Annotated in this window: 15 protein-coding genes; 11 read left to right on the forward strand and 4 right to left on the reverse strand. The window is 55.6% G+C overall.

The annotated features are described in order from the left end of the window. Positions 1-81: 81 nt before the first annotated feature. The 8 genes from DBR37_RS05860 to DBR37_RS05895 all read left to right on the forward strand — a co-directional run bounded on the left by DBR37_RS05860 (position 82) and on the right by DBR37_RS05895 (position 6,976). Complete coding sequence (locus DBR37_RS05860) at positions 82-861, forward strand: helix-turn-helix domain-containing protein (protein ID WP_124573541.1); 780 nt, start codon at positions 82-84, stop codon at positions 859-861. A 259-nt stretch (positions 862-1,120) separates the two neighbouring features. Further along, complete coding sequence (locus DBR37_RS05865; RefSeq protein WP_124573542.1) at positions 1,121-1,702, forward strand: hypothetical protein; 582 nt, start codon at positions 1,121-1,123, stop codon at positions 1,700-1,702. A gap of 37 nt (positions 1,703-1,739) precedes the next feature. Then, positions 1,740-2,594, forward strand: a complete 855-nt coding sequence (locus DBR37_RS05870; protein WP_124573543.1) for a class I SAM-dependent methyltransferase — start codon at positions 1,740-1,742, stop codon at positions 2,592-2,594. Positions 2,595-2,709: 115 nt separating this feature from the next. Beyond that, positions 2,710-3,351, forward strand: coding sequence for a TetR/AcrR family transcriptional regulator (locus DBR37_RS05875; RefSeq protein WP_124573544.1), 642 nt, complete (start codon positions 2,710-2,712; stop codon positions 3,349-3,351). Continuing rightward, positions 3,348-3,980, forward strand: a complete 633-nt coding sequence (locus DBR37_RS05880) for a paraquat-inducible protein A (RefSeq protein ID WP_124573545.1) — start codon at positions 3,348-3,350, stop codon at positions 3,978-3,980. Before DBR37_RS05875 ends, DBR37_RS05880 begins: the two co-directional genes overlap by 4 nt. After that, complete coding sequence (locus DBR37_RS05885; protein ID WP_124573546.1) at positions 3,977-4,720, forward strand: paraquat-inducible protein A; 744 nt, start codon at positions 3,977-3,979, stop codon at positions 4,718-4,720. The genes DBR37_RS05880 and DBR37_RS05885 overlap by 4 nt, the downstream gene beginning before the upstream one ends. Then, entirely contained in the window at positions 4,713-6,344 is a 1,632-nt protein-coding gene (locus DBR37_RS05890) for an intermembrane transport protein PqiB (RefSeq protein WP_124573547.1), read from the forward strand. The genes DBR37_RS05885 and DBR37_RS05890 overlap by 8 nt, the downstream gene beginning before the upstream one ends. Then, positions 6,341-6,976 (forward strand): membrane integrity-associated transporter subunit PqiC, encoded by a 636-nt coding sequence (locus DBR37_RS05895; protein WP_124573548.1) that lies wholly within the window; start codon positions 6,341-6,343, stop codon positions 6,974-6,976. Before DBR37_RS05890 ends, DBR37_RS05895 begins: the two co-directional genes overlap by 4 nt. A gap of 1 nt (position 6,977) precedes the next feature. Here the strand turns inward: DBR37_RS05895 and DBR37_RS05900 are convergent, their stop codons facing one another. Next, positions 6,978-7,895, reverse strand: a complete 918-nt coding sequence (locus DBR37_RS05900; RefSeq protein ID WP_124573549.1) for a LysR family transcriptional regulator — start codon at positions 7,893-7,895, stop codon at positions 6,978-6,980. A 114-nt stretch (positions 7,896-8,009) separates the two neighbouring features. Here DBR37_RS05900 and DBR37_RS05905 point away from each other — a divergent pair, with 114 nt between their 5' ends. Beyond that, the gene (locus DBR37_RS05905) at positions 8,010-9,176 is read left to right on the forward strand and encodes a mandelate racemase/muconate lactonizing enzyme family protein (RefSeq protein WP_124573550.1); all 1,167 of its coding nucleotides are present in this window, start codon (positions 8,010-8,012) and stop codon (positions 9,174-9,176) included. Positions 9,177-9,417: 241 nt separating this feature from the next. On the opposite strand, the gene DBR37_RS05910 is transcribed toward DBR37_RS05905, so the two are convergent. Together DBR37_RS05910 and DBR37_RS05915 are read right to left on the reverse strand one after the other, a co-directional pair. Next, entirely contained in the window at positions 9,418-9,804 is a 387-nt protein-coding gene (locus DBR37_RS05910) for a hypothetical protein (RefSeq protein ID WP_233588292.1), read from the reverse strand. 99 nt (positions 9,805-9,903) lie between these two features. Then, the gene (locus tag DBR37_RS05915) at positions 9,904-10,254 is read right to left on the reverse strand and encodes a hypothetical protein (protein WP_124573551.1); all 351 of its coding nucleotides are present in this window, start codon (positions 10,252-10,254) and stop codon (positions 9,904-9,906) included. A 436-nt stretch (positions 10,255-10,690) separates the two neighbouring features. Here DBR37_RS05915 and DBR37_RS05920 point away from each other — a divergent pair, with 436 nt between their 5' ends. Beyond that, complete coding sequence (locus DBR37_RS05920; RefSeq protein WP_124573552.1) at positions 10,691-11,140, forward strand: response regulator; 450 nt, start codon at positions 10,691-10,693, stop codon at positions 11,138-11,140. A 151-nt stretch (positions 11,141-11,291) separates the two neighbouring features. Beyond that, positions 11,292-12,197 carry an alpha/beta hydrolase gene (locus tag DBR37_RS05925; RefSeq protein ID WP_124573553.1) on the forward strand — a complete coding sequence of 302 codons (906 nt, stop codon included), beginning with the start codon at positions 11,292-11,294 and terminating at the stop codon, positions 12,195-12,197. Here DBR37_RS05925 and DBR37_RS05930 read toward each other — a convergent pair. Further along, positions 12,142-15,432 carry an autotransporter outer membrane beta-barrel domain-containing protein gene (locus DBR37_RS05930; protein ID WP_124573554.1) on the reverse strand — a complete coding sequence of 1,097 codons (3,291 nt, stop codon included), beginning with the start codon at positions 15,430-15,432 and terminating at the stop codon, positions 12,142-12,144. The genes DBR37_RS05925 and DBR37_RS05930 overlap by 56 nt on opposite strands. Positions 15,433-15,688 lie beyond the last annotated feature (256 nt).

Raw genomic sequence — 15,688 nt, forward strand, 5'->3', positions numbered from 1 at the left:
CAGGATCCAGTTTAATCCGCAACGGTGTTTGGGAATTTGTGGATAATGACAATTTATATCTAAAAACAGTCAAATCCCTATATGGTCACTTTGCTGGGTTCCATCGATTACAACGCGGATCGCCTGTCGCAACCGGCGACCGCCTTGCGCATCGATACCGAAGGATCGGAATGTGAGTCGCCAGTTCATCTGCACCGCAAGGGACAACTGGTGGTGGCTTTGCACGGCGGTGTGACTTGCGAAGTGCCAGGCGGCTTGTGGATGGTACCGCCGCAATGCGGGGTCTGGATACCTGGCGGCATGCCACACAGCAATCGCACGACGGCCAATGCGCGTTTGTGTTTCCTGTTCGTCGAGCCGGGCGCAGCGACCTTGCCGACCGAGTGTGCAACGCTGGCATTGACGCCGCTGATACGCGAAATGATTTTGCATCTGGCCGATACGTCGCAAGAATACACACCGCACAGTCATACGGCGCGCCTGGTCGAAGTGCTGCTCAGCGAGCTGACGCTGATGCCGACCGAGCAATTGCATTTGCCGGTTTCTGATCATGTGCGCCTGCGCCAGATTGCCAGTGCATTGACGCAGCAACCGGATGACCGCAGCACGGTTGCCGAGTGGGGTGAGCGCTTCGCGATGAGTGAGCGGACTTTGGCGCGGCTGGTGCTGAATGAGACTGGCATGACCTTTGGTCGCTGGCGGCGCCAGTTGCATCTGATCATTGCCTTGCAGCGTCTGGCGGCCGGCGCTACCGTGCAGCGCGTATCGGAAGATCTCGGCTATGACTCGGTCAGCGCATTCATCACGATGTTCAAGAAAGCGTTGGGCAAATCACCGGCGCGCTACTTCTCCGACAAATAAGCGCAGCTAGCACAGCATCTGTGCATGGCAAATCCGGAATTAACGGGTGTATACCCCTTTGTTCAAAGATGATGGCGCTTTTGTCCATAGCGACAATAGTGGCGCTGGACACTGCCGGCTAATAACATCTGACAGGAGTACGGACGTGACGAGAATTAATTTCGATAATATTGCGGCACTACAAAATACGTTCACCCAGTATAGAAAAACACCGGACACGCAGTTCGCCGATGTTCTGAGCACGACAAAAAGTAACACTGTGCAAGTCGCACAAAGTCTGTCGGCGGTGACGCCGGTCGGCGCGACTAACTCTGCCAACTTCGCAGCGGATTTAAGCAATGCCCTGAAGGCATACGGCATCAATGTGCCGCCGGTCCTGCGCGTGACAGCAGGTGCGAATGGGTACGAGTTGAGCGGCGATCCGCGCAATACTCAATTCAAAAAAATGCTGGCCGATCATCCTTCACTCAGCAGCGGTTTTGATGGTGCGATTGGTTCTGCGACGATGGGCCGCGAAGCAGCGCTAAAGAGTGCGATGAATGCGTTCGCGGGTGATAATCCGACTTCGTCCGTGAAGAAATTCCTGAAGGACTTCGCCGATGCGCAGGAACCGAAGGGCATCAGCGTTAAATTCGACGGGCAGGATATCAAGGTCGAAGAATTGACCGACAAGGGTTGGGGCCCGGTCAAAACGGAAGAATCCTTCATGGCGGCCTTGCTCGAAGCCTATACCAGGTACATGCTGACGCAAGGCGTTTCGCTGGATAACGATAAAGATAAGAAAGAAGACGAACAGGCCGTCGATAAGAAGAAGGAAGAGAAAAGCGTAGCGACCAGCTAGCCACCCTTTATCTGACTGACGTTTGTTCAGAAATGATATGCGTAAAGATTTACATGAAGCTAACCGGCTCTCCTGGAATGCGGCGACGCGTGCACACAACAGCCATAAGGGCAACCAGGCGCTGTTTTTCCGCAATGGCGGTTCTACCCTATTCCCGGAAGAAGTAGCATTGCTCGGCGATGTGCGTGGCCTCAGGGCCTTGCACCTGCAATGCAATGCCGGACAGGACACCTTGAGTATCGCCCGTCTGGGTGCGGATATCACCGGTGTAGACATCTCGGATGTGGCAATTGATTTCGCCACGCAGCTTGCAGCGGATGCCGGCATACCGGCACATTTTGAGCGGGCTGATGTATTCGATTACCTGGCGCATGCCGCCGGATCAAGTTTCGATCTGGTCTTCAGTTCTTATGGCACCTTATGCTGGCTATCGGATTTAAATGCGTGGGCGCAAGGTATTGCACGCGTGTTGAAACCCGGCGGGCACTTTGTGTTTATCGAATTCCATCCCTATGCGATGGTCTTTGATCAGGACTGGACGATGCGCTACGACTACTTCAATACCGCGCCGCTGGCTGAGAGTGGTGTCAGCGATTATGTGGCTGAATCCGGTGATGGTCTGGCGGTAGGGGAGTACCAGGCAGGTGAGCAAGACTTTGTTAACCCGCATTCCAGCCATGAATTCACTTGGGGTCTAGGGCAGGTGATCACGGCCTTGAGTCAGGCTGGTTTAGGCGTAGCGCGGCTGGATGAGTACCCTTACGCCAATGGCTGGAAAGGTTTTGACGGCATGCAGGATAGTGGCGGACGGCGCATGATGCCGCCAACCGGTATGCCGCGCATACCCTTGATGTATTCCATCGTCGCACAGCGACAGCCCTGGTGCGCGTAGTCGACGGCTGACAACAGGCACCTGTTTCCTGAGTTCTGGCGTAGCAAGAAAGTCATCATTTTATGTAATGTAGTGTACATTACTGTTTAATCTGATCCTCGCGCCTGCTATTACTATGACCGTTGTCGCATCCGAATCCAGCCGAGTTGCACCTACCCTGAAAGGGGAGGCACGTCGCCAGCGTCTGCTGGAAACGGCAGCGGATGCATTCCTGGAATTCGGTTATGCCGATGTCTCCATGCAGGAGATCGTGCGCCAGGCCGGTGGTTCGGCATCGACTGCCTACCAATTGTTTGGCAATAAGGAAGGCTTGCTGATTGCTGTTTTGCAGCGCGAGCTGGAGCAATTGCGTCATCAGGTATTCCCGGAGGAAGTATTTGCATTACCTGTGGCGCAAGCACTGGAAGTGATTGCGCAGCGCATGGTCGCACATTCGGTACAACAACGTTCGGTGCAGTTTTATCGACTGGTGATGGCCGAGTGTCATCGCCTGGAAAAGATGGCGGATTATCTTAGGCAGCAAGTCGCGATCCAGATTTATCATCCGCTGGAACGTTGCTTGCGTGCGGCTTGTGCACGCGGTGAATTGCAAATAGACGATCCGGAGCAGGCGGCGCGCATGCTGGGCAATCTGATTAATGGCATTGCACAGGAAGCGCGACTGGAAGGCGGCTACGCAAACGGCCCGGCCGAGCGCGACAAGGCCGCATGCAGCTACAGCATCCATATGTTTTTACGGGCATTCAGGTCACCATGAAAGAAGTGCGCGACATCATCGTGTGTGAAGGCTGCGACTCCGTGTACGCACGGGTGCCGCTACGTGCACGCGAAGTCGCGCGTTGCCCGTGCTGTGGCACCGAGCTGGAGCGCGATACGGGCAGCCAGCATCAGCGCATCCTGCCGCTGACAGTCGCCAGTCTGATCATGTTCCTGATTGCGAATCTGTTCCCCATCGTCGAAATTGAACTGCGCGGCTTGCGCAGCCAGACTACCTTGACTGGTGCCGTGATGGCATTGGCAGGTGAAGGCATGTCGCTGGTGGCGATGCTGGTGCTGGCGACGACCTTGTTATTCCCCTTGCTGCAATTGCTGATTCTGTTGTGGTTGCTGCTGCCTTTGCAAAAGCAGCATCGCGCTACCGGCTTTGCATGGCTGGTGCGCATCATGCAATCGTTACGACCGTGGGGTATGGTCGAAGTGTTTCTGCTCGGTGTTCTGGTGGCGATCATCAAGTTATCGAGTATGGCGACAGTCCTGCCGGGACCGGCCTTGTGGGCTTTCATGGCGTTGACTGTTTTACTGACGGTGGTAGTGTCTTTCGATCCGCGTGGATTATGGAATATGGTCGAAGGCGCAGAAGAGCGTAGTGCAGGGGAGTTGCGATGAGTATGCAGACACTGGATCTCGTCGTTCCTGCTGATGGCAGTACAGTTGTCAGTGGTGAGCAAGCCTGCGATCAGGCGCAACGCGCCGTCAATATGGGACTGATCGCCTGTCATCATTGCGATACGGTATGGGAGCAGGCGGAAGAAGGCGCGGCCTGCGAACGTTGCGGTGCCAAACTGCGCACACGCAAGGCCGACAGCCTGAACCGCACCTGGGCATTTCTGATTGCAGCCTGCATGATGTATTTGCCGGCAAACCTGCTGCCGGTCATGATTACCAAGACTTTGTTCGGCTCGCAGAACGACACCATCCTGAGCGGCGTGATTTATTTCTGGGTCAGCGGCGCCTATGGTTTGGCCGCGATTATTTTTGTCGCCAGTTTTCTGGTGCCGCTGTTCAAACTGGCAGCGCTCTTTATCCTGGTGCTGATGGCGCAGCGACGCAGCAACTGGCGGCGTGGCGAACGCGCACGGCTTTACCATGTGATCGAATTGATAGGACGCTGGTCCATGCTGGATGTATTTGTCGTCGCCTTGCTGGCCGGGCTGGTGCGCATCCAGGGCTTTGCTGAAATTACCGCTGGTCTGGGTATCGCCGCCTTCGGCTCGGTTGTGGTGCTGACCATGCTGGCATCGCTCAGCTTTGATCCCAAGCTGACCTGGGACGGTGACGACGAGACACAAGAATCATTGAATCAAGCCCGGCTCACGGAGTCGACAAGGAAAGCAGATCATGACTAATACTGAAGAACGTAAAGCCCCCCCGGCTCCCAGCGTCGCACGTCGGCGCGACTGGCTGCCCTCGCTGGTCTGGTTTATTCCTATTATTGCGGCACTGGTCGGCATCACGCTGGTGGTGCATATCCTGATGCAGCGCGGGCCGGAGATCGAGCTCAGTTTCAAGACCGCGGAAGGGTTGGAAGCTGGCAAGACGGCAGTGAAATACAAGGATGTGCAGATCGGCATAGTCGAAGGTCTGCGTCTGTCGCGTGATCGCTCGCATGTGCGCGTGAAAGTGCAATTGAATAAGGATGCATCGGCTTTCACTGCAAAAGATACGCGCTACTGGGTCGTACGTCCGCGTCTTGATACTTCCGGCATTTCCGGTCTCGGAACACTATTGTCGGGTGCTTACATCGGCGTGGATGCCGGTAGCGAAGAAGAAACCTCGGACGAATTTGTCGGCCTGGAAGCGCCGCCTATCGTGACGCGTGATGCATCGGGGCGGCAATTTCTGTTGCATGCCAAGGATGTCGGTTCACTGGATGTGGGATCGCCGGTTTATTTCCGTCGCGTGAAAGTCGGTCAGGTCGCGGCCTACGAACTGGATGGTGATGGCAAGGGAGTGACGTTGCGCGTGTTCGTCAATGCGCCTTATGAAAAATTCGTCGAAGCGAATACCCGCTTCTGGCATGCCAGCGGCCTCGATATGCAGGTGAGTGCGAGTGGTTTAACGCTGCGTACGCAGTCGCTGGCGACCATTCTGCTTGGTGGTATTGCTTTCGGTACGCCGGACCTGGGCACGCCTGCTGCGACCCCGCCCGCGCTGGAAAATACGGTGTTCGCGCTGGCCGAAGATGAAGTCGCCGCGATGAAGCAAAAAGACGGCTCGGCAGAAACCATGCTGCTGTTCTTCAATCAATCCTTGCGTGGTCTGTCGCCAGGCGCACCGGTAGATTTCCGTGGCGTGGTGATCGGTGAAGTGAAATCCATAGGCGTCGAGTTTGATCGTGATGAGCGTGAATTCCGGATGCCGGTGCTGATCCAAATTTATCCGGATCGCTTGCGTCGTCCGGTGCCGGGTGAGGGCAAGGAATCCGCGCAGGCGCAAAAGCAACGTCTGCAATTCCTGGTCAACAAAGGTTTGCGCGCACAGCTACGTCCGGGCAATTTGCTGACCGGGCAAGTGTATGTGGCGCTGGACTTCTTCCCTAAAGTTCCTGCGGTTAAAGTCGATCTGAGTAAGACGCCGTTCGAGTTGCCGACCGTGCCGAACAGCCTCGACGAGTTGCAGGCGCAGATACAGGAAATCGCCAGCAAGCTGAACAAGGTTCCGTTCGAACAGATAGGCAAGGACTTGCGTACTTCGCTGGCAACGCTGAACAAGACCCTGGTCAGTGCCGAAGAGTTGACACGCACGTTGAATAACGATGTTTCGCCAGAGATCACGGCGGCGATGAAAGATGCACGCAAAACCATCAATAGTGCGGAGCAAACGTTGTCGCAGGATTCGCCGCTGCAGCAGGATATGCGCGAAGCGATGCGTGAAATTACACGTGCAGCAGGCTCGGTACGCGTGCTGACCGATTATCTGGAACGTCACCCTGAATCCTTGTTGCGCGGTAAACCGGAGGAAAACAAATGAAGCAATTCCTGACACCATCCCGCTGCCTCATGTCGGCGAGTGTATTGGCGGCAGCGCTGCTGCTCAGTGCCTGCGGCAGCACATCCAATGCGCGCTATTACACCCTGAGCGGGCCAGCGGCGAATGCGTTCGCAACTGCATCGACCGCGCCGGTCTTCATCGAACTGGCGCCGGTCGCCGTGCCGGAACGATTGGCGCGGCCGCAGATGGTGCTGACCAAACCAGGCGGGCAGAGCGCGGAACTGGAGCTGCTGGAGCAGTATCGCTGGACTTCATCGTTTGAAAATGAAATGCGGGATGCACTCTCCGCCGGGATCACGAATCGCCTGGGCGCAGTTGATGTCAGCAAGAGCGGACGCAGCCAGGGCCAGACAGTGTGGCGTGTAGCCGTGCAATTGCGCCAGTTCGATGCGATAGAGAATACGGGGGTTGGCGCTGCCTTTAGCTGGACTGCACGACGTAGCGATACTGGCGCAAATGCAGCTTGTCAGTGGTCGGGTAGCGAGCCGGTCGGAGCAGGTATGGATGCACTGGCCCAAGGTGCGCAACGCATTACTGACAGGGCCGCGCAAAAGATTGCGAGCCATCTGGCGGCACTCGCCACCAATCCGGCCAGCCCTTGTCCGCGGTGATTCAGTCTGGCAGCGGCAGCGCTGCCAGCATGTCGATATGCTCGATCAGGAAGTCGATGAAGGCACGCGCCCGCGTGCTTTGATTGCGTCGATTCGGGTAGTAGACAAACAGATCGGCTGACGGCAAAACATAATCCGGCAGCACGATTTTCAGACGACCACTCTTCACATATTTGGCCAGATCCCACTCCGAGCGGATCAGGATGCCATGCGCATCCAGCGCCCAGCCGAGCACGATGTCGCCATCGTTGCTGGACAAGGCACTCTCTACCTTGACGACCTCATTCCGACCTTCATGTGTGAAGCGCCAGGTGGCAGCGGCTTCATCGTTCTGCCTGTGTGTAATGCAGCGATGCTGATGTAAATCGGCCAGCGTCTTCGGTGTGCCGTGGCGTTCCAGGTAAATCGGGGAGGCGCACAGGAAGCGCCGGTTCGACATCAGCTTGCGCGCATTCAGACGTGCATCGGGCAGGGTGCCAAAACGTATCGCCAGGTCGTAGCCGTTTTCAACCAGATCGATGGGTTTGTCGCTGACGTCAAATTGCACTTCCACTTGCGGATAGCGCCGGACGAATTCAGATACCAGCGGTGCGATAGCGGTACGGCCGAATCCCAGCGTCGCATTCACACGTAACAGGCCGCGTGGTGTGCCGCCGCCGGACGAGACGGCGTCTTCCATTTCCCTGATTTCAGCCAGTATCTTGTTCGCATAAGCCAGGTAGATTTCGCCTTCGCTGGTAAGGCTGATGCTGCGGGTGGTGCGATTCACCAGTCTGACGCCGAGCCGGCTTTCGAGTTGTGCCAGCCGTTTGGTTGCTGCCGGTGGCGTGATATCCAGTGCACGCGCGGCTGCCGACAGATTGCCGAAGCGCGCAATCAGGACAAAAAAATCGAGTTCGGAAGTGATGTCAGTTTTCACTATAAGTAAATAATTATATGAATTTAAGTGAATTATAAAGCGATCTTCTGCGCATAAGCTAGGGCTCCTGTATTTGCTCGTCCCCCTGCATAGCTAGATATTTGAGGAGTTGCCATGAAGATAGTTGAAATCCGCGAAAAGACCCTGCCCATTAGTTCGCCCATCCGTAATGCCTACATCGACTTCAGCAAGATGACACTGAGTCTGGTGGCGGTGGTGACAGATGTCATACGTGACGGCAAACCAGTGATTGGTTATGGCTTTAACTCGAATGGTCGCTATGGCCAGGGCATGCTGATGCGCGAGCGTTTCATCCCGCGCCTGATGGAAGCTGATCCGGCTACGCTGATTAACGACGCTGGCGACAATCTCGATCCGCACAAGATATGGAACACCATGTTCACCAATGAGAAGCCAGGCGGCCACGGTGAACGTTCGGTCGCCATCGGCACCATCGATATGGCGGTGTGGGATGCGGTCGCCAAAATCGAAGGCAAGCCCTTGTTCCAGTTGCTGGCAGACCGTTATGGCAATGGCCAGGCTGATCGCAAGATATTCGTCTACGCTGCTGGCGGCTATTACTATCCGGGCCAGGATCACGGCAAGCTCAAGGATGAGATGCGCAGCTATATCGATCGTGGCTATACGGTAGTGAAGAAGAAGATAGGCGGCGCATCGCTGGATGAAGATTTGCGCCGCATCGATTCCATCCTGAGCGTGCTCGGTGACGGACAGAAACTGGCAGTCGATGCAAATGGCCGCTTTGATCTGGATACCGCAGTGAAGTATGCGAAGGCACTCTCGCAATATGACTTGTTCTGGTATGAAGAAGCGGGAGATCCGCTGGACTTCGAGTTGCAGGCGACCTTGCGCAGCTATTACGACAAGCCGATGGCGACAGGTGAAAACCTGTTCTCCATGCAGGATGCGCGCAACCTGATCCGCTACGGCGGCATGCGCCCGGATCGTGACTGGCTGCAGTTCGATTGTGCGTTGAGCTATGGTCTGGTGGAATACCTGCGCACTTTGGACATGCTGCACGAGCACGGCTGGTCACGCAAACGCTGCATCCCGCACGGCGGCCATCAAATGTCCCTGAACATCGCTGCCGGTCTGGGCTTGGGCGGCAATGAATCGTATCCTGACCTGTTCCAGCCGTATGGTGGCTTCCCGGATGGTGTGAAGGTGCAGAACGGTTACATCACCTTGCCGGATTTGCCAGGCATAGGATTCGAAGGCAAAGCCGACTTGTATAGCGAGATGCAAAAACTGACGGCTTAAGCCGGGCCCGGGTGTGCGCCATCGGAGTATGATGGCGCATCGCAACCTTCCATCCCGGAGCTGGCCATCAAGCCCGACTTTCAAAACCTGCTGGCATCACTACAAGCGCATGGCCTGCTATGGGCGTTGATGCTGATCGTCATGCTGGAAGAAGACGCGGCCATGCTGGCCTTTGTGTTTAGCTAGTAAGGGATGACCGGCCATGCTGATGGCCGGTGTTTAATACAGCTTGCAGCGAGACTTAATGCAGCTTGCTGCGTGCGACCTTGAGTTCCTGGAATTGCTTCACGGTTTCCAGTACCAGCGCCAGTTCATCTTCGGCGTCTGACTGTATCAACTCGATCTCATCGAAATCCAGCGTGTCGTCGATGACGACCATCTCGACCCGGAAGATATGCGGGTATTTATCAGTAATACCCTGTAGCAGACCATCCAGCTTTTTCTTCGGCCACACTTCGCGTATCCGTGCAGCGAGGAAGAGCCTGATGATAGTCAGACCGTTATCTTCACTTAATTCCTGGATGGCGAGCGCTTCGCGTTGTAGCCATTCCGGGAACTGATCTGCCGTGACGAAATGCGGTACGGTTAAAACGGAGACATGAAATTGTACGTTCAGGTTATCCATCATTTCCCCCTTGTCACATTACATCGGCGAGCCTGTGGCACGAGCGGCTAGTGCTTCCAGTTTATACGCGAGAAACAGATTTGTGGAGGGGATTTGCAACGCTTATTTTTTTAAGACAACCAGTTTGTCCATTACCAGCGTGACGTCTGCTTCTGTCGCCAGGCCGATGCGCGGCCAGTCCTGCAGTTTGTTGACCTCGGTCGGGTGGCCGGTCAGGCGTCGGCACTCGTCCAGCAATGCGTTCAGCTTGGCCGGTGCAATACCGAAGGAAGACGAGATCGGCTGTACGTTGAAAGTGATTTCAGCCTGATTGCCCGGCGCCAGTTCGGTGTGATAAATCGTGATCGTACCGTTGCGCAAAAACCGTGCGCCATTCTTGTTCAACAGTGGTCGCGGCATGCCGAACTGGTTTTTCAATGCGGCGAGTGCCTTGTTGTATACGGCGTTTTCCATCTTTTATTCCAATAATGAGTTTGTTGCGGTGATGCCTACATTGTATGCCTCGCACCGTAACGGGTAGCTTTTTTCTGATGATCGGGTTTGTCGGAATTGCGCTACACAGGCCTGCAGCCTGCATGTCTGGTAGTCGTTGACTACCCGCTCCGGAGAGAATATTTCCAATGAAATTAATGCCTTACGGAAAATGTAAACATTTCAAAATTCTGCTGGCAACAGATATATCAGTTTGTGGCTTTGCTGTACCTTGAAAGCATTCCGGGTTTACACCTGTTTCCATTCCGCAGTGAGAGAAACAAGGATAAGAACGATAATCAAGAACAGAATTTGTTAAACATTGTTGCCTATGTCAGCGCCTGTGCCCTCGAATGTATTTAGGTAGGTAGTGGCTGGTACGAAGTGGTGATGTTCGGTTTATTTGGGTGGGGGGCGCATGAAGAACTTGCAGAAGATACATATTCTGTTGGCAGAGGATACGCACAAGGATGCGGAAGCAACTTTGCGCACGCTGAAAGAAGTCGGTCTGATGGCGCATGTGACCTGGGTGAAGGATGGGCAGGAGGTGCTGGATTATATTTTCTGCACCGGATCGTTCATCGATCGCACCAGCGGCGATCCGACTTTACTCATGCTTGATTTGAATATGCCCAAGATCAACGGGCTGGATGTGTTGAAGATACTCAAAACGACGGAACAGACCAGGTTCATTCCCGTGATTATGCTGACGTCTAGCGCCGAAGAGCCGGATGTCACGTATTGCTACGAATACGGTGTGAATAGCTATATCGTCAAACCTGTGGTGCCGGAGACGTTTGCGGAAGAGGTGTCCCGTGCCGGTTTTTATTGGAACATCCTGAACAGAAGTCCTGTGATGGCGACGTAGAGCGACCGTGCTGGCTGCATATGCAGCGCGGAAACCGGAGAGACTGCATGGTCTGGTCGTGGCAGACATGCGGTGAGCAGAGCCGGTTGCGTTAACCATCATATTTTGTCCATCGGCTTGACGGCTGCATTAATTGCAGAGACATTAGGCGATGGATTTTTTTTATACCCAATCAGACAGGCGCTCACGCCTGTTGCGCTACGCTTCCCTGCTTGTGACCGGACTCCTGTTATCCGCTTGTGCGATGACGACAGGCGAGCGTTATCAATTGATAGTGCAGGAGGGCAAGGCCGCCGGATTTACACCTGTCAGCTTTGGCAGCGCACCGCCGCTGACCGGCCTGCTGCGCACACAAACACCGCCGCAAACGTCGCCCGCTTATCTGTGGATAGTCATAGAAGGCGACGGTCGCGCCTGGCTGAATATGCGCGAGCCTTCGATGGATCCGACGCCGGTGGATCCGGTCGGCTGGCGACTCGCGAAAGATATCTCGCAAACTACGGTGCTATACCTTGCGCGTCCGTGCCAATACCAGTCTGCTGATGAACTGGATGCCTGCTCGGTAGCGGACTGGACTGATGGTCGTTTTGCCGGGAAGTGGGTGCAACGCCTTAATGCGGCAGTGGATCAGGCCAAGCGTATGACTAAGGCCAGGAAAATCGTGCTGGCTGGTTACTCGGGTGGCGGTGTGATGGCTGCGCTGGTGGCGGCGCAGCGTGATGATGTGGCGCTACTGATGACGGTTGCATCGCCGCTCGATCATGCCGCGTGGACGATGCATCACAAAGTGACGCCCTTAAGTACTTCTTTGAGTGTGGTGGCAGTACAGCAGAAACTGGCGCGCTTGCCGCAACTGCATGTGGTGGGAGCGGACGACAAGGTGGTGCCGCCGTTTTTACTGCAGGATTTCCTGCGTCGCTATCCGTCAACGACCCCGGCAGAGCTTGTGACCCTGCCGGGTGTCGATCATCGTATGCGTACGCCTATCGATTTGAACCGGATCAGAAGTTCCAGATCGCTTTTGCCGTCAATTGATGGCCCAGGTATTTATCCCTGACTTCCATATCGTAGCCGACTGCAACGGTGGTACCTGTTGCAGTGACTTTGCGATAGCCGACGCCGAGTTGCAGTGCTTCACGACCTGGTTGCACACCTGCGATTTTGAAGGCTGGGCCACCGATGGCGAACGATGCTTCGACCGCCGGTGTATCAGCGAATTCATGCAGGTAACGCGCACGCAGCGTTGCGCTGGATGAGGCGCTCAGCTTGTTGCTGAACTCTACGCCCAGCACGCTTTGTACCGAGTTGGCGCTGACGTTGCTGACGTTTTGTGCCGAGGCACCGCCGGTTTCAGTGTAGCTGCCGTTGTCGAGACGGCTGACACGTGCCCCCAGCAACCAGCGACCGCTCCATTTGGTATCCAGTACGAATGGCAGGCCGTATTCAAAGCGTGCACCGATCTGATTGCCGGAGAATTTGCCGCGCAGGGTTTCGTTGAAGCCAGGAATATTGACCAGACGCTGCGTGGTGTAGCGGTTGCTTGACACTGCCAGGCTGGCATCCAGTGTGTAGCTGCTTTCGGTGCGGCTGAAGTAGCCACCAACGTGGAAGGATTTGACGTCGTTGCTGTCGCCGACACCACTATCGCGACCATCGCTGCCGGCTTGTGTATAGCCACCGGAAATACCGACCATATCGGATGTGTTCAGATCTGTTTCATAACCGACTGCCAGGCCTTGTGCATCGAGATCAAAACCATTCGCACCTTTGCGTGCTTTTTGTTTGGCGAGGGAAGCCAGGCCTTGTAACCAGAAGCGGTTACCAGCTGCATCGCCACCGGCCAGACCGGTTTTATTCAGCGCGACCTGTTCACCACCACGCGCTGCATCCATGCGATTGTCGAACGCAGAGAACACGCTGCCTTGCGCCGCTATGGCAGTGGATTGTGCTGCGGCATTGGTTTCCGGTGCGAGTTGTGCTGTTGCGTCGGACAAGGCTTGGGCATTCGGCAAGGACTGCAGGGAGTTCAGCAGTTTCAGGCCTTGCTCGTTGCCAGCCAGGTTGCTTGAAGCCAGCTGGTTCATCGTGCTGGCCAGGTTGCCGAGGTTTTGTGGCACCACGTTGGCCAGGCCGTTTTGACGATGTGCGACGAGTTGCAGGTCATTGCCGCTGCCTTGCAAGGTATAGGTGTAGAACGCGCCGCTGCCGTTATTGATTTGCAGGTTGGCGGCGCTGGCGGTCAGCGTACCTGCCGAGATCAGCGTGAAGTTCGCGCCGTCTGCTACCGAGCCCGTGATCAGTGGACGGATGGTTGCGCCGTTGGCGAGGGTGGCTGTGCCAGTCACGGTCATGGTGTCGCTGGCATTGTTGGCGCCGATGCGTGCTTCCAGTACACCGCTGGCACCTTGCACGTAGTTGCCGGCGACGGTCACATTACGGAAGGTTTCGCCTGTCGGCGCTTGCAAGCTACCGTTGACGGTCAGGTCGCCAGTTGCAGTGATGTCGCCGTTGATACGCAAGTTGGCGCCAGCATCGACGCGCAGGTTATTGGCGTTGGTCACGGCATAGTTGAAGGTGGTATTGCCAGCCAGGACGTTGATGTTCTGGAAGTTGAGTAATTGTCCTGCGTTGAAGGTTTGCGTGCCTTTGGTTTCCAGTGTGTTGACACCGGTACCGCCGTCCATGCTGCCGATCACAACGCCGCCGAACAGACGCAAGGTGTCGTTGCCGCTACCCATATCAATCGCCAGGCCATTCTTGCCTTCGATACGACCATAGTTTTCCAGCACGTCATCGCCTGCGCCCATCTGTACTGCTGCGCCTGCCACGGTGCTGTTGTTTTCACCGAGGCGGGTTGCTTCTGCGCCGCCGGTCAAGACACCTGTTGCACCGTTGATGACGGTGTCGTTAAAGCTGCCGACCAGACCGATTGCCACTTTTTTGTCGCCGATAATCGTGCCGTCGTTGACGATGCGGACGGCAGCGGGTGTTGTGGTTGTGGTGCCGCGGCCAGAGGCCATTGATGTGCCGTCGGAACCGTCGTCTATCAGTATGCCTTTTGATTGGCCATAGATAGTTGCACCCACATGATTGATGATGGTGCCGCCACCTGCTGCGATACCATCGGCGCCGTTTGGCGCGCCGCCGGAATCAAAACCACCTGCGCCCAGGCCCTGGATGCGGCCATAATTTTCTACGTAAGCGACGCCGTCAATATCAACGCCGTCACCGTCGCCATTGTTGGTGGTCAGGCCGAGGTTGCCGTGGTCATATACATTACCAGCGCCTGCGTACTTACCTGTGATGGTGCCGTAGTTGATGACGACGCCATGACCATCCAGACCGACGCCGGAGCCATTGTTGCCGGTGATGGTGCCACCGGCCATATTGATGACCACCGGGTCGAGAATTGTGACGCCGGATGATGTAACGCCATTCACCACTTTGTCGAATACCACGCCGTTGGCGTTGACAGACGTCACGATCAGGCGCTCAACGCCGATCAGATTGCTGTCCGCGACTGTGTTTATCGGGTCGCCGCCATCCACGCCATGGCGTGGTCCGATGATGGAGCCATAGTTCAGGATGGCGACATTTTTCATGCCATTTTCAATTGCGACACCGTCTGCTGCAGAGGGCGCGCTGCTCGGACAGCTGGTTGTGCCCAGATAGGTCGGGCACTTGGTATTGACGCTACCGGTCGAGAAGATCTCACCATAGTTGGTTAACAGGGTATTCGAGCCCAGACGCAAGGCGTCGTCGCCGGTCGAGCTGATGACGGCCAGCTTGTTGGTAGCGGAACCGTTGATGATTTGATTGCCTGTGGTGCTGAAGTCGACGTCGACCTTGATGGCGCGCTTGCCGCCAACGGTAACACCTGTTTGCGAAATGGTGCCCTGATTATTGATGACAAAGCTGTCGGTGGCTTTGCCGACGCGTATGGCTACGTCACCTACGGCATTGATGACGCCGCCGAGGTAATTGTTGATGGTGATGTTGGTCGATGCTGCATTGGCATCGATGCCGCGGCCACCGGTGGCCTGGCTGATAGTGCCGTAATTGTTGATGACGGAAGTGCCGGCGTTGACGGTAATCGCGGCATTGCCGCTGGGGGTGGAAACGACCAGGCTGGCACTTTGCTGAACGGTGGCGGTCGCTGCAGTCAGCGTTTTGGCGCCGGTATCATTTGTTCCAGTGGCTACGGTGAATTGGGCATATGCAGGCAGGGCAAAAACGGCTTGCAGCGCCAGAACTAGCGGCAGGGGCCGCAGTTGCAGGTGGTTGAAACGCATGATATCGGGGGCTCCGGTTGAATAAATTGCCGGATTATGCGTAGCCCAAATGACAGCTTGATTACAGTTTTGTTACGGTTTGGTGAACAACAACAAAGTTTTGAAACGGCTGCGGATTGCAGAATAGTCGCCCCGTATACATATGTAAATTCATCAGTAAACGTATTTGCAGAGCGGTGCTTTAAGTGTTGTGGTTATAAGCAAATGACAATTCGGTCATTATCAGAACAGCGCCGAGCCTGTATCCTTACGGGCA

Source organism: Herminiimonas sp. KBW02 (assembly GCF_003852535.1).
In the GTDB taxonomy this organism is placed as follows: Bacteria; Pseudomonadota; Gammaproteobacteria; order Burkholderiales; family Burkholderiaceae_D; genus Oxalicibacterium.